At 61.4% G+C, this 18,475-nt stretch carries 20 protein-coding genes; 14 read left to right on the top strand and 6 right to left on the bottom strand.

Translation table 11 applies throughout. The features are described 5' to 3' along the window. Positions 1–1,517: 1,517 nt before the first annotated feature. Positions 1,518–1,832 (bottom strand): hypothetical protein, encoded by a 315-nt coding sequence (locus ABIC09_RS33340; protein ID WP_354111916.1) that lies wholly within the window; start codon positions 1,830–1,832, stop codon positions 1,518–1,520. A gap of 1,357 nt (positions 1,833–3,189) precedes the next feature. On the opposite strand from ABIC09_RS33340, the gene ABIC09_RS33335 reads away from it, so the two are divergent. The 5 genes from ABIC09_RS33335 (at position 3,190) to ABIC09_RS33315 (ending at position 5,048) form a co-directional block, all read left to right on the top strand. Continuing rightward, positions 3,190–3,477, top strand: a complete 288-nt coding sequence (locus ABIC09_RS33335; RefSeq protein WP_354111915.1) for a hypothetical protein — start codon at positions 3,190–3,192, stop codon at positions 3,475–3,477. A gap of 149 nt (positions 3,478–3,626) precedes the next feature. Further along, the gene (locus tag ABIC09_RS33330) at positions 3,627–3,842 is read left to right on the top strand and encodes a dodecin family protein (protein WP_354111914.1); all 216 of its coding nucleotides are present in this window, start codon (positions 3,627–3,629) and stop codon (positions 3,840–3,842) included. Between the two features lie 187 nt (positions 3,843–4,029). Further along, positions 4,030–4,341, top strand: coding sequence for a hypothetical protein (locus ABIC09_RS33325; protein ID WP_354111913.1), 312 nt, complete (start codon positions 4,030–4,032; stop codon positions 4,339–4,341). Positions 4,342–4,497: 156 nt separating this feature from the next. Then, complete coding sequence (locus ABIC09_RS33320) at positions 4,498–4,680, top strand: hypothetical protein (RefSeq protein WP_354111912.1); 183 nt, start codon at positions 4,498–4,500, stop codon at positions 4,678–4,680. A gap of 38 nt (positions 4,681–4,718) precedes the next feature. Continuing rightward, positions 4,719–5,048 (top strand): GcrA family cell cycle regulator, encoded by a 330-nt coding sequence (locus ABIC09_RS33315; protein WP_354111911.1) that lies wholly within the window; start codon positions 4,719–4,721, stop codon positions 5,046–5,048. Between the two features lie 188 nt (positions 5,049–5,236). Here the strand turns inward: ABIC09_RS33315 and queD are convergent, their stop codons facing one another. From queD to fixL, 5 genes are all read right to left on the bottom strand, one after another. Next, positions 5,237–5,599, bottom strand: a complete 363-nt coding sequence (gene queD / locus ABIC09_RS33310; RefSeq protein ID WP_354111947.1) for a 6-carboxytetrahydropterin synthase QueD — start codon at positions 5,597–5,599, stop codon at positions 5,237–5,239. Between the two features lie 393 nt (positions 5,600–5,992). Further along, the gene (locus tag ABIC09_RS33305) at positions 5,993–6,691 is read right to left on the bottom strand and encodes a helix-turn-helix domain-containing protein (RefSeq protein ID WP_354111910.1); all 699 of its coding nucleotides are present in this window, start codon (positions 6,689–6,691) and stop codon (positions 5,993–5,995) included. Between the two features lie 84 nt (positions 6,692–6,775). Then, positions 6,776–7,216: a response regulator gene (locus ABIC09_RS33300; protein ID WP_354111909.1), complete on the bottom strand. Its 441-nt coding sequence runs from the start codon at positions 7,214–7,216 to the stop codon at positions 6,776–6,778. Positions 7,217–7,259: 43 nt separating this feature from the next. Next, positions 7,260–7,877, bottom strand: a complete 618-nt coding sequence (fixJ, locus tag ABIC09_RS33295; RefSeq protein WP_354111908.1) for a response regulator FixJ — start codon at positions 7,875–7,877, stop codon at positions 7,260–7,262. Positions 7,878–7,880: 3 nt separating this feature from the next. Further along, on the bottom strand, positions 7,881–9,395 hold the full coding sequence (gene fixL, locus ABIC09_RS33290) for a sensor protein FixL (protein WP_354111907.1): 1,515 nt from the start codon (positions 9,393–9,395) through the stop codon (positions 7,881–7,883). A 407-nt stretch (positions 9,396–9,802) separates the two neighbouring features. On the opposite strand from fixL, the gene ABIC09_RS33285 reads away from it, so the two are divergent. From ABIC09_RS33285 to ccoS, 9 genes are all read left to right on the top strand, one after another. After that, complete coding sequence (locus ABIC09_RS33285; protein ID WP_354111906.1) at positions 9,803–10,228, top strand: CBS domain-containing protein; 426 nt, start codon at positions 9,803–9,805, stop codon at positions 10,226–10,228. A 242-nt stretch (positions 10,229–10,470) separates the two neighbouring features. Then, positions 10,471–12,123, top strand: coding sequence for a cytochrome-c oxidase, cbb3-type subunit I (gene ccoN, locus ABIC09_RS33280; RefSeq protein ID WP_354111905.1), 1,653 nt, complete (start codon positions 10,471–10,473; stop codon positions 12,121–12,123). A gap of 11 nt (positions 12,124–12,134) precedes the next feature. Further along, positions 12,135–12,869 carry a cytochrome-c oxidase, cbb3-type subunit II gene (gene ccoO, locus ABIC09_RS33275; protein ID WP_354111904.1) on the top strand — a complete coding sequence of 245 codons (735 nt, stop codon included), beginning with the start codon at positions 12,135–12,137 and terminating at the stop codon, positions 12,867–12,869. Between the two features lie 13 nt (positions 12,870–12,882). Further along, the gene (locus tag ABIC09_RS33270; protein WP_354111903.1) at positions 12,883–13,047 is read left to right on the top strand and encodes a cbb3-type cytochrome oxidase subunit 3; all 165 of its coding nucleotides are present in this window, start codon (positions 12,883–12,885) and stop codon (positions 13,045–13,047) included. Positions 13,048–13,053: 6 nt separating this feature from the next. After that, a complete protein-coding gene (gene ccoP, locus ABIC09_RS33265; RefSeq protein WP_279691530.1) occupies positions 13,054–13,929 on the top strand; it encodes a cytochrome-c oxidase, cbb3-type subunit III in 876 nt (291 codons plus the stop codon). Between the two features lie 110 nt (positions 13,930–14,039). Beyond that, complete coding sequence (ccoG, locus tag ABIC09_RS33260) at positions 14,040–15,506, top strand: cytochrome c oxidase accessory protein CcoG (RefSeq protein WP_354111902.1); 1,467 nt, start codon at positions 14,040–14,042, stop codon at positions 15,504–15,506. 15 nt (positions 15,507–15,521) lie between these two features. After that, entirely contained in the window at positions 15,522–16,007 is a 486-nt protein-coding gene (locus ABIC09_RS33255) for a FixH family protein (RefSeq protein ID WP_148752186.1), read from the top strand. Positions 16,008–16,016: 9 nt separating this feature from the next. Further along, on the top strand, positions 16,017–18,206 hold the full coding sequence (locus ABIC09_RS33250) for a cation-translocating P-type ATPase (protein ID WP_354111901.1): 2,190 nt from the start codon (positions 16,017–16,019) through the stop codon (positions 18,204–18,206). Beyond that, complete coding sequence (gene ccoS / locus ABIC09_RS33245) at positions 18,206–18,352, top strand: cbb3-type cytochrome oxidase assembly protein CcoS (protein WP_354111900.1); 147 nt, start codon at positions 18,206–18,208, stop codon at positions 18,350–18,352. The genes ABIC09_RS33250 and ccoS overlap by 1 nt, the downstream gene beginning before the upstream one ends. The last annotated feature ends 123 nt before the right edge of the window (positions 18,353–18,475 follow it).

Genomic DNA, 18,475 nt, shown 5'->3' with positions numbered 1-18,475 from the left:
GTCGCTTTTATTTTGGATCGAATAGCACTCGAAGCTAGCGAGTGCTAACCATTGTGAACATAAGCCGGCTTGGCCGGCATACAAGACAAAGCCGCGAAGGATTTCGAAAATACCTCGTCCTCATGGCTCCGCGGAGGGCCATTCAGAGCCCACCTAAGGGCCCCCTGGATGAAATCTGGGCTGGTTGGAGCAAGCCGCTGGGAAGGGATCGGCATTTACCGCGCGCCGACGTGTTTGTTTGGCTAGTCATCTGGTCGCTAGTCGGGCCGCTTTGCGTCCTGCGGTTTAGCCCGCTCAGGTATGAGGGGGCCGTTTCCAGCGGCAGTCTTGACCCGCAACGGTACGCGGAGAAGCCGGAGCATCCCGTCCCTCTGGCCTACTGAGAGCATCTGAGATGCAGCGGTGGAGCAAACTTTTTCTCTAGATTCTCTCCTCCATAGAAAACCAGCCTCCATAGAAAACCAGGATCAGAAAAGCTTCCAAGGTTGCGCAACGCAGTCGAATCCGCTTGTCGGGTTTTACGGGTACCGAACTGTGGAATTTGTCCACTGATAAGCTTTGCGACCAAACGTTTCGAAAGCCCCCATAGGACCGCCCTCGATGATCCCGTATGTTTCCGCAGCTCAATGGCACGGGCGATGGTTATGCGAGTGGAGATCTCCGACCGCAGTTATGCCCTGGGCTGCTTTGAAAGCGTCTGGAGCCCGGCTTTGATGGCGGCGATGTCCTGCTCCACCTGAGCGATCCACGACCATCGCGGGATGCAATGGAAATGAGAGCGTGATCGAGGAGCGAGTCCGAGCGACCGCGATTACAATCCAGGCAGCGGTAGCTTGCTAGCCCACCGCTTAGTCGTTCATTCGAATCCGGCCGTCCCAGGGATGACCTGACGAATAAGCCCGGCATTTGCGCCGGGCTTATCGCTAAGTGGTTCAGGTTCTTAGCACCGGACGCATTACAGAAGAGTCCTCGGGTCTCGTCGGTGCGGCTTCTGACATTGCGATGCTTGCTACGAGCTTCGCATATTCGTGTTGGTAGCATTCGAAACTGATATGAAGCCTAAAACCGAGAAGACCGCGTGCCAAACTGGGCAGCAGAGCAGGAGCCGTGAACTAACTCGGCGGCGAGACCGGCGTCTATTCCGGACAGAGCGGTCGCCGATCTCTGTTCGACCTTGCCCCTTGAAAAACAGCAACGAGCCGGCCACCTTCCCAAAGCTCGACGTAGTGCTCGCCGTGTATTTCCTCAACTCGACGTCTAGCCGCCTGCTCGTCAATGCAATCAAGCTTTGCGGCGCAGATCACTCGCCGGCTGCTGTCCATCACGAACACTTTGTACCGCATGATGGCAGTCCGATGCAAAAGGGGACTGTCATCGTAACCGAAAGTCGTTCTAAGGCAGTGCCAAACAAAGTGCAGGCGCGCGGAACCTTTGTACGTGTGGTAGTTCGGCGACACCAGCGTGAACTCATCGATCGCGGTGGCCGCGTCAGGTAACCTGCCCAGTGTAGCGCGGCCTCAGTGGCACAATCTCACCGCGTGCTGGAGCGTGCGGCTCGAGCTTAAGATCGAGATGCCCCCCAGCGTCATCAACAGCACACCTAGCCAGGTTACCGTCCAGGTGCGCGCCTCGTCGCGCACCGCTTCATTGCGCGCGCCCATTGGCATAGCTGGAGGTGACTCGGCTCGCGCGGCTGAGGCAAGCTTCTCCACGTTGACTTGGGGCGGCATGAAGTGCTCGGGCGTGAGCTGGCCGCTGGGAAGAGCCGTAACGGGTGCCGCCGGCATCACGGCCTGCGTGTCGCCGTCGGAAACAGAAGCGGCGTCAGCCACCTTGACTTCGCGTCCCGGCGGCGTCGGCGCTCGGCCGACGAAGAGCCTAGCAACTCCGCGCGCGCATCGATCACCGGGCTCCGCGCTTGCCGCGAGGCCTCGTTCTCGTCGGAACTGGCGGCGCGGTTGGCCACACGACCAGGAACCGGTTTTCGCACCGTTACGATGCCCTCGGCCAAAAACCAGCATTTGCGGTGGCCGTCCCGCCGATACACCCAGTGCTGGCTTGGGCCAGGCGAATTGGCGGGCCGCGGCAAGCATTCCGGCTGCACCGAGAAGGTTGCAGCCGGCTCGTGAGCAGCAATATTGAATAAGTCAGTAAAACGGTTGGAGCACGAAGGTGCCGTCGAAAGACCTCCAACAAGGACCAAACTGGCGAAGTAAAATCGCAAATGACCGGACGTCCAAAACTCCCGGTGTTGCGCCCCACCCGGCACGAACCTTCGCGGCGACATGGGACTCCATGCGACTTAAATCTGGCAGCGTGATGGATTAATTATGCTCCTAGCCATCCGAATTAATGGCCCGTCCAGCACTCTTGGGCGTCAACACGTGACAGCGCACTCAAAATTGATAGAGCGCTCTTCAGTGGTGCAATACTGACGCCGCGATTAGGCTTATCCCGGAGATCGGCCGCGGGTTTGGTTGTAGATCCGGCGATCATTCGAAAAGCCTTTCCAGGCTCTACTGCAAAAACCCGCCGTCCAGATGCGCTCGAGCTAAATGATGCCCTTGTTCGTGACCCGAAGCTACGAACGTAATACCCTTATCGCTGAACGGGTGACTTGATCTCGTCGCTTACTTTGAGAATTCTTCTTCTGCTCTTGCGCCACTTGTTTGCAGCGTAAGCCTCGAGTATCGCGGAGCCTGTGCTTAGAACGAACAGGTCACGCTTTCCATTGCGATAGACATCAAACAATTTTCGCCCGCGCTAATCCTGTCGAAGTAAACACGATATATGTTTTGATCATTCTGATCGAGCAGCTTACTACCTCCGGCGGCTGTGCGGGCTGCAAATGTGCAACGCTCCGCGACTTCTGCTTCGCGACGCGCCAGGCGAGCGAACACTCCGTCGAACATCCTTGCCAACTCAGCAGCGGGCCATTTCTAGGTGTGCTTGAGTTTAGCTTGGTTGTGCCGCTAAGCTAGCACTCGGCACCATCGTAACTTGCATCTTGACGTAGAAGTAGCGAGCTCCGTGCTTGAGCTCATCAAGTTGGGCGAAGAGACCAAGGCCTGTACAGAGATCGCCGCATTGGAGATCGTGTTCACACAGATGCTCCGCCAATATCAGCAAATCTTCGCAGTCGGCTACGGCAGAGGAACTTAGCTCGTCGGGCAACGATTGTGACTGACGGTGCAAGACCGAGCAATAGCCGCGCGAACGGCGCTTGTCGTCGGCGCAGATAAGTTTGATCGGCTCTCCGTGCCGTCCGGCCCGACGAAAGTGGGCGGCGACATCCTCAATGTCTACGCACGAGACAGGGATGCCGCGGCAGAGATGGAAGACGAGTTCACGCTGTACGTTTCTTTGCTTTCAGCAGCCGCGACCGAGTGGTCGAAACTGAAATGCTGCCAGCGGGTCAAACAGGAAAGTGACAGCCAATCCAACCCTTTTCCGTCTGCGCGCTGTGAGCGGACATGATGGAGCTGGTTCGCAGGTTAGCTCCACCAAAAGCCGCCCTCCATCAAATGCAGTTTTCTCCTTCCCGGCTCCGGACGGCATCCAAGACGTGTCGGCGGCGAGATCCTGATGCTAAATTTCCTAGGTCTCATACCGGACAGGAGGACGACATGGCTGATAGCGTCTACAAGGTCATTGAACTGGTCGGTACCAGCAACGACTCATGGGAGAAGGCGGCCGCGAATGCGGTGGAGCAAGCTGCAAAATCTCTCCGAGATCTTCGCATAGCAGAGGTCGTCAAGCTCGATATGCAGCTGGATGACAAGGGAAACGTCGAGGCCTATCGCGCCAAGCTCAACGTATCGTTCAAGTTCGAAGGCTCCTGAGCCTCAGCTCCTCGCCCCGGCTTGCAGGGCGTGGAGGACTCATTGGAAGGCCCGTTGCGCGGTCCGCGCGACCGGACACCGTGGCCCTTCTCGGAAGTTGACCCTAGTCCGACTGGGACCGATATGCTTTGATGCTTTGATGCTTTGATGCTTTGATGCGTTGATGCGTGTGGCGCGTGGTAGCCTCATGTACATGGTTATTCGCAAGTACACCAAGGTTCGTTCGGTAGCGGACGCCGCTCGCCGCGCCAAGAGCGGCGTCGGCCAGATCCTAAGGCAATCGCACGGATTCAGATCTTACCACGTGCTGGATGCGGGCGATGGTGTTGGTATCGCCGTCATGATATTTGACGACCGCGAAAGTGCCAATGCAGCGAACGCCAAGATAGTGGCGTTTGTTCAAGCAAGTCTACATGACCTCGACCTTGGAGTTCCCGAAATCACCACCGGCGAGGTTTTGGTGAACATAGAGCCGAACGAGTCCTCGGGCATAAAGTAGCCGAAAATCGCTGCCATTTGGGTGGCGGATGCCGCCCGTTGCTCATGTCCTCGACCTGATGCCCCCGTCGCGTTTGCAGTGATCGCGCCCTGGACACGCGCCGGCCTTCCGTCAGCAATATGCGAGTGCGCGTAGTTTTCGAGGAGCAGTAGCAACATGAAGCGACACACCTCCGAAGCATTTTCCACCACAACGATCTACTGGACACCGCTCGTGGTTATGGGCACCGCGATGCCGCCAAGAGATCCCGATGAAGACGAGGAGGACGAAGACGACGAAGACGAAGACGAAGATGATGCCGACGAGCCGCCGGTCGTACGCGAGCCGGACGAAGACTAGACTAGCGTGTTCGGCAGTCGACGCTATAATATCTCCCCATGGGCTGGGATGCGAAAGACATTGCGCTCCTCAACAGGCTCTGGTCCGCAGGACAGAGCGCCGCGCAGATAGCGCGTCGTCTCGGGTGCAGTCGTAATGCCGTCTGCGGCATGCTGACCCGTCTGGGCCTGAGGCGCGGCCACAAGCCGCCGACAGCAACGCCCAAGATAAGGCCGCCCCCAAAGCTGAGGCCGACGTCGTCGGCAGCCTGCGCCAGTCCAGTCGCACGGAAGGTGTCGCGGAACACAGCGGAGAGGCGACAGCCCAAGGAATTCAGCAAGCAGCAGCTCTACACCATGCTGGCGGAGGCGGTCAGAAACACTGGCTAAGAGCTCACCGCGAGCGGTTGCGCTCCCGTCAGTGCCTGGCCCGTCATCCGTGGGGCTGAGGCGATGTCGATGCGGCGCTGGATCTGGCGTCGTTGCTTGACCACCTTGACTGCCAGCTCACGGCTCCCAGCGCGCCGCCGGCCTCAGTTCGGCTCCGTGTAGCTGTCATGCGATCGTGCCGGCTCATTTCAGCGATCGGGCCCCTCATATTCCGCCCAACAATCCGTCGTCTCGTAGACCCTCACGATCGAGAGTTGCGCTAGGCGCGCTTTCGTGCGCTCCCAGATCCAGATGGCGATATTTTCCGCTGTCGGATTTTCCAATCCCGGAACTTGGTTCAGGCACTGGTGATCGAGCTTCCTTAGAACGATGCCGAACGATTCTTCTAGGTCGAAGAAATCGGCTACGAACCCGGTGTGCGGATCGACTGGACCGTACAACACGATCTCGATCCGATAGGAGTGACCGTGCATCCGATGACAGCGATGTGTCTGTGGGACACTTGGAAGCCAGTGGGCTGCCTCGAACTTAAATGCCAGGGATATCTTCATCTGATGCCGAGATGCCCTCTTCACGTTGAGCCGCCATTCCGGATGAGCCAGCCAGTACGCGCCGGCTTGCCGCGTGTCCTCGACCACTCGGGGCCGTCCATCAGTGAAGCAGCGAAATCGTTCAAGCGCGTCTCGTCGAACCCGTCCGGCAGGGCTTCCGCTGTGGATACACGAGTTCGTGTTCGTGTCCGCAAGTAATGGCCAGCGCGGCGTTCCATTTCTTGGGCCTTGCAAATCCAACCGATGCCGGCCCGCACCGGCAGCGCGCCTTTCGTCTCGATCGGGGTGCGGAGACCGAGGTGATGGAGCGGTTGCGGGAGATCGTCGCCGACCGGCCGAAATGCGTTCGGCGGACCAAGTCGCGGAGGAGGAACATCGGCCGGGTGAAAGCGATCAGGCGTCGAGATTCTGCAGGCGCTGGCGATTGCGCAGCACGATCTGGCGAGCGCCACAAAAGCCGAGAATGCCCTCGACATGAAGCTGTGAGAGGGCACGCGACACGGTTTCGAGTGTGAGGCCGAGATAGTCACCCACGTCGCGCCGGCACATCGGCAGGGCCATCATGCCGGCGACAGCGAGGCGGCGATCCATTTCGAGCAGGAAGGTTGCAACACGCTCCATTGCGGTTTTGCGTCCGAGCAGCAACATGTGATCTTCGGCGTGACGCAGCTCGCCCGCCGTCATCTCCCAGAGCTTGCGGGCGACCTTTACGTCAGTGCCGGCGGCCCTTTCCAGGCTGGCACGCTTCACGAGGCGCACGCTGGTGTTGATGATCGCTTCGGCCGCAAGGCGATGCGTCTGGCCGGATTCGAGGCCGAATACGTCACCGGGAAGATGGAAGGCGCCGATCTGGCGGCGGCCGTCGGACAACATCCTGTAGCGGCGCACAGCTCCGAATACAACTTGATAGACATATTGGGCGGGCTCCTCCTCGCCATAGATCTCCTCACCCTTGCGATAGGGGAACTCGGTGGCAACGAGGCCGACATGTCCGGCGATCGCGCCGAAGTGGTCACAGACCAGATGCGCGGGGGCGATCTTGCCACCTATTTGGGTGTTGATCGCCTGGGGCTTGAGCGTCTGGATCAGCATCTGCGCCATCTCCGTTATGATGGAGCATTGCTACGCCGGATCGTTCGGTTCGAAAATTTCGAGCGATATCTTAAGGAGGTTTACCTAAGGAGAATCCCGTAGGTCTGTAGCAGCGCCTATCCTGAAGGCGCGGCGGATGCATTTCGCCAGGCTTTCATCGAAGAGCGGCTTGAAAATCACGTGCTTGACGCCGGCCGCCGCCGCCCGTGCCGAGATATTTCCATCCGGATAGCCGGTGATCAGGATCACAGGTATGTCGACGCCGGATTGGCGCAGCCGCCAAGCCAACTCGATGCCGTTGATGTCAGGCATCTTGTAGTCGATCACGTAGCAGTCCGCGCCCGGTGGGGTCGTCGTATTGAGCAGCGCCGTCGCGCTTCTGAAGGTCCGCACGGCAAAGCCCTCGATTTCCAGCAGGAAGCTCAGGGACGCCAGCACAGCGGCGTCGTCATCGACCACGTAGACGGTGGGCTTTGCGGATTCCCGGCTTGAGAGCCGCTGATGGTGCGCGCCGATTTCAATCATGTGGCCTGGCTACCATAGGCCGGCGCAAGCGCATTGACCTGCCTCAATCCTTCAGCATGCCAGTGCGCATCGCCAGACGCAAAAGTTCCGAGAGGCTATTGGCCTGCATCTTGGTCATCACGTTGGCCCGGTAGACCTCGATAGTGCGCGGGCTGATGTCGTATTCGCGGGCGATCAGCTTGTTGGAGAGACCTGCGACCAGCCCCTCCATGACCTGGTGCTCGCGCGAGCTCAAGGAGGCGACACGCGCGGCGATGTCCTGCGCGATGGCCTCTTTCTTGGCGGCTGGCTCCCCCTCGCGAACCGCGGATTCGATCAAGGTGATGAGGCGGTCGTCCTCGAAGGGTTTTTCCAGGAAGTCAACCGCACCAAGCTTAATCGCTCCGACCGCGAGCGGCACGTCGCCGTGACCCGTCATGATCACGATCGGAAACGCACTGTGCCGCGCCTTCATGCGCTTGAGAAGCTCGATTCCGTCAAGGCCCGGCATCCGTATGTCGGAAACGACGCAGCCGAAGGCGAGGTCGGGCAGTGCCTCGAGGAAGCATTGCGCGTTGTCGAATAACGTGACGATGAAGCCGGAGCAATCCAGGAGGAAGTTCAGCGAGTCTCGCATACCCTCGTCGTCGTCGATGACATAGACATGTCCCTTGGTCGTCATGGATCAATTCTCATAGGCTGCTGGCAAGGTGAAACGGAACGTCGCCCCGCCCGATGCATTGCTCGCGGCCCACATGCGGCCGCCGTGAGCCTCGACGATCGAGCGGCTGATGGACAGTCCCACGCCCATGCCGGTTTCTTTGGTTGTGAAGTAGGTCCGAAACAGATTTGGAACGACGCTTTCCTGAAAGCCGGATCCGGTGTCCGACACCTCCACTTCGATCATATCATCGGCGACGCGGCGGTTGGTGAGGACGAGCTCGCGCCGCGGCGACTGCGCCATTGCTTCCAGCGCATTGCGGAACAAATTGACCAGCACCTGCTGGATTTGCACCCGGTCGGCGAGCACCAGATCGGCCCCGGGATTGCAATCAAAGAGGATCTGCACGTTCTGTTCGCGAGCGCCGGCAAGCCCGAGCGCGCTGGCCTCCTCGACCAGCTTGGACAGGCTCTCCATTCGTTTCTCCGACTCGCCGCGGGAGACGAAATCGCGTAAACGCCGTATGATCTGGCCGGCGCGCAATGCCTGCTCGGCGGCGCGGTCCAATGCGCTCTCGATCTTTGGCGTGTTCGGATCGCTGCTGCCGGCGAGCAGCCGTCGCGAGCCCTTCATGTAGTTGCTGATCGCTGCCAGAGGCTGGTTGAGCTCGTGAGCGAGCGCGGAGGCCATTTCGCCCATCGCGGTCAGCCGCGAGACATGGACGAGCTCGGACTGCAATTCCTCGAGTTGCGCTTGGGTCTGCTGATGCTCGGTCAGGTCGCGGACGAAACCGGTGAATAAAGGCTCGCCGGGTGAACGCATTTCGCCGATTGACAGGTGCATCGGAAACGTGGTGCCGTCGCGCCGCTTGCCGGTCACGATGCGGCCGATGCCGATGATGTGCGGATTGCCGCTAGTGCGGTAGCGGACGATGTGGCTGTCGTGGCGGGACCGGTCGGGCTCCGGCATCAAGATGCTGACATTCTGCCCGGTGGCGTCTTGCTCGGACCAGCCGAACAGACGCTCGGCCGCCGTGCTGAAGAGCAGCATCCTGCCACGGCCGTCGATGACGATCATCGCATCGGGGATGGTCTGAAGGATCGAGCGCAGCAGAGTATTGCGACGGCGCAGCGCCTCTTCGACCAGCTTCTCCTCGTCGATGTCGAGCAAGATGCCGCTGAGATGTCGGGCGGCGCCGGCCTCGTCTCGAATGAGACCCGCCCGGGCGCGAATCCAGCCCAGGCCCGAGGCACTGGGGACTCTGAAGGATACGTCGAAGCCGCCGCCGCGCTCGGTAACGTCCTTGATCGCGTTCTCCACTCGCTCGCGGTCCGCGGGCGCAAGGCGCGAGAGAAGGAATTCATAGCTTGCCGGTTGATCCCGTTCGATGCCCAGCAGCACTCTTGCGGTTTCCGACCACTCCAGCTCGCGTGTCCTCAGATCGAGATCCCAGGTGCCAACGCAAAAACCCTCGATACGCTCGTCAAAATGCTTGCCGCGACTGTCGGCTGGCGGATGGGTCACGCGTGTCGGCGCCAAACTATTGCTCCCATTCTCATGCGGTGGGCCCTCTGCTGCGAACGTGGCGGCAATTTCGTCCAAGGCCGGGCCGGAGGCAAGTTCGGATGTCCGGCATTATTGACGGACTTCTTTCGGCCGTTGCGACGAAATTTGATCTACCTCATTCCAGCGTTGCGTCGGCGCAGCTAGATTCTGTCGCATCTCGCTGCCCGGAGGCTCCCGATAACATATGCGACAGTGATGGTCAGCCTGGCGCTCGATCACGCGAACGACGGGTGTCTTCAGGTCCCAGACGGCTCCGGCTATTCGCGGTGCCGCGAGTTGATCCTCGGCCATCAAATAGCATCTGTTGACGCAATCCGCCCCCTGCGTGTTTCTGTCGCACCGACGGCCAGCGAACCCAGACAAAGCGAGGAGAACGCGCCGTGTACAAGTTTCTTGATCAGACCGTCGACGGCTACATGACACGCAAAGTCCAGACGGCCAAGCGAGATTTCGATCTGCTCGAGCTGAGCGCGATGTTCGAGCGCGACGATTTCAACAGCTACCCGGTTGAGGATGATGGGCAGGTGGTCGGCGTCGTCACCAAATTCGACATTTTGAAGTGCTTCGCCTTTACTCCGAGCCAGATGTTGCCGCGTTATCGTGATCTGATGAGCCGCAAGGTTGGCGACGTGATGTCGCCAGAGTTCATCTATGTCAGTCCCGAAACGAGACTGACGCGCGTGCTCCAGATTATTGTCGAGCACCGCATCAGGAGCGTCATTGTGCTCAACAGCCTCCAGAAGCTGGTTGGAATCATCGCCCGCGAGGACGTCATCGCGTCACTCAAGGCCACCGCGCGCGACTGAAAGGAGTTCGCGAGTTTCGCGAGTTCATGGCTCCGTGCGTTACGGAGGTTGCTCCCGTTCGCTTGTCACGCCGGTGGTCAAGGGGAGAGGCACTTGAACTGACGACGTCGAAGACGTTCAGGGGAAAACCAGAAGATGTTCGCCGGATTGGCAGAACTCAACGGCATATTTTGATTTCAATCAATTCCCCGCGAGGGTGAATGTGGTTTCTGGCCTCGTGTTCTTTCGAGAGAGAATCCGCGATGCGCCAGCCCTCGAATTCCAAATCCATGACCATCGGTGAAAGCGGCCTGGCGGCAGTGTTCGCGATCACCGCCTATGTCTGCGTGATCGCCTCGGCGAAGGCGCTCGATGCGCCGTTCGCCCTCCACGCCGCGCTCGGTGCGGCGGGGAGCCTGGCTGCGGTTTTCTGCATCGTCAACCGCTACTTCGACCGCCCGGCGGCGCTGCCGCCGGCCGAGGTGAATGGCCGTCCCAACTACAACATGGGGCCGATCAAGTTCTCCTCCTTCATGGCGGTGTTCTGGGGCATCGCCGGATTTCTCGTGGGCCTCATCATCGCCTCGCAACTGGCCTGGCCCGCGCTGAACTTCGATCTGCCCTGGACTAGCTTCGGCCGCCTACGGCCACTGCACACCTCCGCCGTGATTTTCGCCTTCGGCGGCAACGTCCTGATCGCGACGTCCTTCTACGTTGTACAGAAGAGCTGCCGCGTGCGCCTAGCTGGCGATCTCGCGCCCTGGTTCGTCGTCGTCGGATACAATTTCTTCATCCTGATCGCCGGCACGGGGTATCTGCTCGGCGTCACCCAGTCCAAGGAATATGCCGAACCGGAATGGTACGCCGATTTCTGGCTGACCATCGTCTGGGTCACCTATCTGCTCGTCTTTCTCGGCACCGTTATCAAACGCAAGGAACCGCATATCTTCGTCGCGAACTGGTTCTATCTCGCCTTCATCGTGACCATCGCGGTTCTGCATCTCGGCAATAATCCCGCGCTGCCGGTTTCAGTATTCGGCTCGAAGTCCTACATCGCCTGGGGCGGCATCCAGGATGCCATGTTCCAATGGTGGTACGGCCATAACGCCGTCGGCTTCTTCCTGACCGCCGGCTTCCTCGCCATCATGTACTATTTCATCCCGAAACGGGCCGGGCGGCCGATCTACTCCTACCGGCTGTCGATCATTCACTTCTGGGCGCTGATTTTCCTCTACATCTGGGCCGGCCCGCACCATCTGCATTACACGGCGCTCCCGGACTGGACGCAGACGCTGGGCATGACCTTCTCGATCATGCTGTGGATGCCCTCCTGGGGCGGCATGATCAACGGTCTGATGACGCTGTCCGGTGCCTGGGACAAGCTGCGCACCGATCCCGTGCTGCGCATGCTCGTGGTCTCCGTCGCCTTCTACGGAATGTCGACCTTCGAAGGCCCGATGATGGCGATCAAGGTGGTCAACTCGCTCAGCCACTACACCGACTGGACCATTGGCCACGTGCACTCCGGCGCGCTCGGCTGGGTCGGCTTCGTCTCCTTCGGCGCGCTCTACTGCCTGGTGCCATGGGCCTGGAATCGCAAGCAACTCTACAGCCTGAAGCTCGTCAACTGGCACTTCTGGATCGCCACGCTCGGCATCGTTCTCTACATCTCCGCGATGTGGGTGTCCGGCATCCTTCAGGGCCTGATGTGGCGCGCCTACACCTCGCTCGGCTTCCTCGAATATTCCTTCATCGAAACCGTCGAGGCGATGCATCCCTTCTACATCATCCGTGCCGCCGGCGGGGCGCTGTTCCTGATCGGCGCGCTGATCATGGCCTATAATCTCTGGATGACCGTTCGCGTCGGCGAGGTGGAAGAAGTCCAGATGCCCGTCGCGCTTCAGCCGGCGGAATGAGGAGCTCCAGCATGTCGTTCTGGACACGCCACCAAGTCTTCGAAAAGAACTCGATCATCCTGATCGTTGCCATCCTGCTGGTGATCGCAATCGGTGGTCTCGTCGAGATCACTCCGCTGTTCTACCTCAAAAGCACGATCGAGGTGGTCGATGGCGTCAGGCCCTACACGCCGCTCGAACTCGCCGGACGCAACGTCTACGTTCGCGAGGGCTGCTATCTCTGCCATTCCCAGATGATCCGGCCCTTGCGCGACGAGATCGAGCGCTACGGCCATTTCTCATTGGCGGCCGAGAGCATGTTCGACCATCCGTTCCAGTGGGGTTCGAAGCGCACCGGGCCTGATCTGGCTCGCGTCGGCGCCAAATATTCCGACGACTGGCACGTCACCCATCTGACCAACCCGCGCGCGATCGTGCCGCAATCGGTGATGCCGGGCTATCCGTTTCTGGCGCACACCGAGGTCGATCCCGACACGATCGCCGATCACATGCGCACGTTGAGGACCGTCGGCGTGCCCTATACCGACGACCAGATCGCCAACGCCGGTGCCGACATGAAGGCTCAGGCCGATCCGGACAATGCCGGCTCCGACGCCTTCACCAAGCGCTACGCCAAGGCGGTGGTGCGCAATTTCGACGGCAAGTCCGGGACGCCGACCGAGATGGACGCGCTGATCGCGTACTTGCAGATGCTCGGCACGCTGGTCGACTTCAAGATCTACAACGAGAAAGCCAATCTTCGCTGAGAAGGCATCAACGATGAAAGTCATCCTGACACTCGACAATCTTGCGTCCGGTCTCGTGACCACGATCTGGACGCCGGTCTTCGTCGCGATCTTTCTCGCGATCATCGCCTACGCACTCTGGCCCCGTAACAAGGCTGCTTTCGACGAAGCGGCACAGCTGCCGTTGCGGGAGGAGTAAAAGATGATGAACGATCATCATGACGAAATCGATTCCGTCTCCGGCAGGTCCACGACCGGCCACGAGTGGGACGGCATCAAGGAGCTCAACACGCCGCTGCCGCGCTGGTGGGTGATCACCTTCTACCTCACCATTGTCTGGGCGATCGGCTACTGGATCGTCTATCCGGCCTGGCCGCTGATCTCCAGCAATACCACGGGGCTGTTCGGTTACTCGATACGCGCCGACGTCGCGGTCGAGCTTGCCAAGCTCGAGAAGATCCGCGGAGCCAAGATGGTGGCGCTGGGCGCGGCCTCGCTCGCCGAGATCGAGAAGGACCCGGGGCTGCTGGCGCTTGCACGCGCCAAGGGCAAGACCGTGTTCGGCGACAATTGCGCGCCATGTCACGGCAGCGGCGGCGCCGGCGCCAAGGGCTATCCGAATCTCAACGACGACGATTGGCTGTGGGGCGGGACGCTCGACCAGATCATGCAGACCATCCAGTTCGGCGCGCGCTCCGGCAACGCCAAGACGCATGAGGGCCAGATGCTCGCCTTCGGCAAGGACGGTGTGCTGAAGCCGGACGAGATCGTCACGGTCGCCAACTATGTCCGCTCGTTGTCGGAACTCCCGACGCGGAAGAACTACGATGGCGCCAAGGGCGAAAAGATCTTCGCCGAGAATTGCGTCGGCTGCCACGGCGATGGTGGCAAGGGCAACCAGGAGCTCGGTGCGCCCAACCTGACCGACAAGATCTGGCTCTACGGCTCGGACGAGGCGATCCTGATCGAGACCATCAGCCAGGGCCGCGCCGGCGTCATGCCGGCTTGGGAAGGGCGGCTCGATCCCGCCACCATTAAGGCGATGGCGGTCTACGTCCACTCGCTCGGCGGCGGCAAATAGTCGATTTGGGTGCGGACGGGGGCGAACAAAATGTCCCCGCTTGCGCTGGATCAACCGACGCTTCGGCGCCGGGCCTAGGTTGAATCGCACCTCTCGAAAAACTCCAGGCGATGAACAAGACCGTGAACCCAAGCGAGCTCACATCGGACGACGATCTCGCGCCACTCTACGCCGCCCGCAAGAAGGTCTATCCGCAGAGCGTCTCCGGCGCGTTCCGTCGGATCAAATGGGGCCTCATGGCGTTCTGCCTCACCGTCTACTACTTCCTCTCTTTCGTGCGCTGGAACCGCGGCCTGGGCGCCCCGAGCCAGGCGGTGCTGATCGACCTGCCCAACAGCCGCTTCTATTTCTTCTTCGTCGAGCTGTGGCCGCAGGAGGTCTATTACTTCACGGGCCTGCTGATCGTCGCCGCGGTGGCGCTGTTTCTGATGAATTCGGTCGGTGGCCGCATCTGGTGCGGCTATCTCTGCCCGCAGACGGTCTGGACCGACCTATTCTACGCCGTCGAGCGTCTCATCGAAGGCGACCGACGCGAACGGATGCGCAAGGACAAGGCGGGCGGTGCGCTGACGCTCAAGCGCGTCTCCGAGATCGCCCTCAAGCATGCGATCTGGCTGATGATCGCCTGGTGGACGGGCGGCGCCTGGGTGCTCTATTTCAACGATGCGCCGACGCTGGTGAAGCAGCTTCTCACGTTCCAGGCGCCAATGATCGCCTATATCTGGATCGGCATCCTGACGGCGACGACGTATGTGCTCGCCGGCTTCATGCGCGAGCAGGTCTGCACGTATATGTGCCCTTGGCCCCGCATCCAGGCCGCGCTCACCGATGAGTGGGCGCTCAACGTCACCTACCGCTACGATCGCGGCGAGAAGCGCACCTCGGTGAAGAAGGCCGCGGAGCTGCGCGCACTCGGCGAGCATGTCGGCGACTGCGTCGACTGCTATCAATGCGTCGCGGTCTGCCCGACCGGCATTGACATCCGCAACGGGCCGCAGCTCGAATGCATCCAGTGCGGGCTCTGCATCGACGCCTGCGACAACGTCATGACCAAGATCGGCCGGCCGAAGCGGCTGATCGGTTATGACAACGACATCAACATCCAGCGCCGCCTGGACGGAAAGGCGCCGATCTATCGCATCGTCCGCGCTCGCACCATCGCCTACAGTGCGATCATCGCGGCCGTCGGCGGCATCATGCTCTACGTGCTGGCGACCCGCACTCTGCTCGACCTCAACGTTCTGCACGACCGCAACCCGGTCGCGGTCAAGCTCAGCGACGGTTCGATTCGAAACGCCTATACGGTACGGCTTCTGAACAAGAGCGGATATGATCGCGTCGTCGCGATCGATGCGGACGGCCCGGCCAATCTGACCATACATGTCGTCGGTGCCGATTCCGTGACTCCGGACCGCCCGATGATCGTGATCCCGCGCGACTCCACCAGCGAGCTGCGGCTGCTCGTCACCGCGCCGGCTGACAGCAATCCGGAGAAATCGATCCCCGTGCGCTTCCACGTCACCGATATCGGGCTCGGCGAGGTTGCCACCACCACCGACAATTTCGTCTCGCCGTAACACCAGGAGACTGCGATGGCCACCAAGCCGCTGACCGGAACCAAGGTGTTCCTGATGCTGGTCGCCTTTTTCGGCGTCGTCATCGGAGTCAACGTCACCATGATGAAGCTCGCGATCGCGACGCTGCCCGGCACCGACGTCGACAGCCCCTATGCCGCGGGCCTCACTTACGATCGCGAGATCTCGGCGGCACAGGACCAGGTCGCGCGCAACTGGAAAGTCAGTGCGCATATCGAGCGGCGCGCCGACGGCCATGCCGTGCTTCAGCTCGACGCGCGCGATGCGGCGGGCCAGCCTCTGACCGGATTGAAGTTCGAGGGCCGGCTGGAGCGGCCGACCGATAAGCGCGCGGACCTCGCGGTCGAGCTATCCGAGGCCGGCAGCGGCATCTATCGCGGCGATGCCGCATCGGTCGCGCCGGGTCAGTGGGATCTCGTCATCGAGGGCGATGCCAAGGGCGACCGCGTGTTCCTGTCGCGTAACCGCGTGATCCTGAACTGAGATCCCACCATGCAGATGACACGCGATTTCTCTCACTATGTCCGCGCCGCAGGCGCGGGCCTTCAGCACATCGACCTCGCGGTCGAGGGCGTTCACTGCGCCGGTTGCATGGCCAAGATCGAGCGCAGCCTGTCGGCCATTCCTGATGTCACGCTTGCGCGGCTGAACCTCACCGACCGGCGCGTCGCGCTGGAATGGAAAGAGGGCACGCTCGACCCTGGCCGCTTCATCGATCGGCTCGAGGAGCTCGGCTACAAGGCCTATCCGTACGAGACCGAGAGCGCGGAAGCGAGCGAGGTCGCGGAATCGCGCTTCCTGCTGCGCTGCCTCGGCGTTGCTGCGTTCGCCACCATGAACGTGATGATGCTGTCGATCCCGGTGTGGTCCGGCAACGTCTCGGATATGCTGCCCGAGCAGCGCGACTTCTTCCACTGGCTCTCGGCGCTGGTCGCGCTGCCGGCGGCGGCCTATGCCGGCCAGCCGTTCTTCCGCTCGGCCTGGCGCGCGCTGTCGAACAAGAGCACCAACATGGACGTGCCGATCTCGATCGGCGTGTGCCTCGCGCTCGGCATGTCCGTGGTCGAGACCGTCCACCACGCCGAGCACGCCTATTTCGATGCGGCGATCATGCTGCTGACTTTCCTGCTGGTCGGCCGCTTCCTCGACCAGAACATGCGGCGGCGGACCCGCGCGGTCGCGGGCAATCTCGCGGCGCTAAAGGCAGAGACCGCAGCCAAGTTCGTCGGGCCCGATGAAATCTCGCAGGTGCCGGTCGCCGCGATTCATCCCGGCGACATCGTGCTCTTGCGGCCCGGCGAGCGCTGCGCCGTGGACGGCACCGTGATCGAGGGACGTTCCGAGATCGATCAGAGCCTGATCACCGGCGAGACGCTCTATGTCACGGCGGAGCACGGCACGACGGTCTATGCCGGCTCGATGAACATCTCCGGCACGCTGCGGGTGCGGGTCTCGGCCGCCTCGGAAGCCACGCTGCTCGCCGAGATCACGCGACTGCTCGACAACGCGCTCCAGGCGCGCTCGCGCTACATGCGGCTCGCCGATCGCGCGTCGCGGCTCTACGCACCGGTGGTGCATGCGACCGCGCTCATCACTATTCTCGGCTGGGTCATCGCCGGCGCGAGCTGGCATGATGCGATCGTCACCGGCGTTGCGGTCCTGATCATCACCTGTCCTTGTGCACTCGGGCTTGCGATTCCGACGGTGCAGACGATCGCCTCGGGCGCGATGTTCAAATCCGGCGTGCTGCTCAATTCCGGCGATGCCAACGAGCGCCTGGCCGAAGTCAACCATGTCATCTTCGACAAGACCGGCACGCTGACGCTGCCGGCTCTCGAAGTCACGAACGCGGCCGACATTCCCGCTGATATCTTCCAACTCGCCGGCCGGCTCGCGTTGTCGAGCCATCATCCTGTCGCGGCTGCCGTCGCGCAGGCTGCGGGTGCCAAATCGCCGATCCTCAATGCGGTCGAAGAGGCCGGGCAGGGCGTGCGCGCCACCATCGACGACGTTGAGATCCGCCTCGGCCGTCCAACCTTCTGCAGCGTAGAAGCGTTGGTCAGCGGGAACATCCTCGATCCCGAGGCCTCCATCGTGGCCTTCAGCAGGGGAAGCGAAAAATTCATCTTCTCCGTGCGGCAGGGCCTTCGCCCGGACGCCCGAGCCGTGATCGCGGCGCTGAAGGCTTGCAATATCGGCATCGAGATCCTCTCCGGCGATCGCGAGCCCGCTGTGATTGCGGCAGCCCATGCGCTCGGCATCGCCGAATGGCGGGCCGGCGTCACGCCGGCCGACAAGATCGCGCGGATCGAGGATTTGAAGCAGCGCGGCGCAAAGGTGCTGATGGTCGGTGACGGCATGAACGACGCGCCGTCGCTCGCGGCAGCCCATGTCTCGATGTCGCCGATCTCGGCCGCGCATCTTAGCCAGGCCACCGCCGATCTCGTCTTCCTCGGCCGGCCGCTGGCGCCGGTCGTCGTCGCCATCGATTCGGCACGCAAGGCGTTGCATCTGATGCGGCAAAATCTCTGGCTTGCGATCGGTTACAATGTGCTGGCCGTGCCCGTTGCAATCAGCGGCGTGGTGACGCCTTTGATCGCGGCTGCGGCGATGAGCGGATCCTCAATTCTGGTCATGCTGAACTCGCTGCGGGCGCGCAGCCGCTCGCGGGAGATCGTGTGATGGAAATCCTGGTCATCCTGGTCCCGCTGGCCCTGGCCCTCGGCGGAGCCGGTCTCGTCGCCTTCCTCTGGTCGCTCCGCAGCGGCCAGTACGACGATCTCGACGGCGCCGCCTGGCGCGCAATTGCTGATGACGAGCCGCCGTAGAAAGCGCCGGCTAAGCCCTAGAGCGATAGCCTTCCGCTCGAGCAGCGGTGGCCTCCTCTGAATGGGAGAATCCCTGTCGTCAGCTTTCTTCCGACGGCAGGTTTTTGTCACCGCAGCCGGTGC

Origin of the sequence: Bradyrhizobium sp. S3.12.5 (assembly GCF_040548225.1) — a bacterium.
GTDB lineage: Bacteria > Pseudomonadota > Alphaproteobacteria > Rhizobiales > Xanthobacteraceae > Bradyrhizobium > Bradyrhizobium cytisi.
Note: the sequence above shows the minus strand (reverse complement) of the source record. Positions and strands in the feature narration are given on the sequence as shown.

Bases quoted from the DNA above. Each gene is read 5' to 3' on its own strand.
- ABIC09_RS33305 (WP_354111910.1), bottom strand. From the start codon at position 6,691: ATGCTGATCCAGACGCTCAAGCCCCAGGCGATCAACACCCAAATAGGT.
- queD (WP_354111947.1), bottom strand. From the start codon at position 5,599: ATGAAGATATCCCTGGCATTTAAGTTCGAGGCAGCCCACTGGCTTCCA.
- ABIC09_RS33255 (WP_148752186.1), top strand. From the start codon at position 15,522: ATGGCCACCAAGCCGCTGACCGGAACCAAGGTGTTCCTGATGCTGGTC.
- ccoG (WP_354111902.1), top strand. From the start codon at position 14,040: ATGAACAAGACCGTGAACCCAAGCGAGCTCACATCGGACGACGATCTC.
- fixJ (WP_354111908.1), bottom strand. From the start codon at position 7,877: ATGACGACCAAGGGACATGTCTATGTCATCGACGACGACGAGGGTATG.
- ABIC09_RS33330 (WP_354111914.1), top strand. From the start codon at position 3,627: ATGGCTGATAGCGTCTACAAGGTCATTGAACTGGTCGGTACCAGCAAC.
- ABIC09_RS33250 (WP_354111901.1), top strand. From the start codon at position 16,017: ATGCAGATGACACGCGATTTCTCTCACTATGTCCGCGCCGCAGGCGCG.
- ccoS (WP_354111900.1), top strand. From the start codon at position 18,206: ATGGAAATCCTGGTCATCCTGGTCCCGCTGGCCCTGGCCCTCGGCGGA.
- ABIC09_RS33270 (WP_354111903.1), top strand. From the start codon at position 12,883: ATGAAAGTCATCCTGACACTCGACAATCTTGCGTCCGGTCTCGTGACC.
- ccoO (WP_354111904.1), top strand. From the start codon at position 12,135: ATGTCGTTCTGGACACGCCACCAAGTCTTCGAAAAGAACTCGATCATC.
- ABIC09_RS33320 (WP_354111912.1), top strand. From the start codon at position 4,498: ATGAAGCGACACACCTCCGAAGCATTTTCCACCACAACGATCTACTGG.
- ccoN (WP_354111905.1), top strand. From the start codon at position 10,471: ATGCGCCAGCCCTCGAATTCCAAATCCATGACCATCGGTGAAAGCGGC.
- ABIC09_RS33325 (WP_354111913.1), top strand. From the start codon at position 4,030: ATGTACATGGTTATTCGCAAGTACACCAAGGTTCGTTCGGTAGCGGAC.
- ABIC09_RS33300 (WP_354111909.1), bottom strand. From the start codon at position 7,216: ATGATTGAAATCGGCGCGCACCATCAGCGGCTCTCAAGCCGGGAATCC.
- ABIC09_RS33315 (WP_354111911.1), top strand. From the start codon at position 4,719: ATGGGCTGGGATGCGAAAGACATTGCGCTCCTCAACAGGCTCTGGTCC.
- ccoP (WP_279691530.1), top strand. From the start codon at position 13,054: ATGAACGATCATCATGACGAAATCGATTCCGTCTCCGGCAGGTCCACG.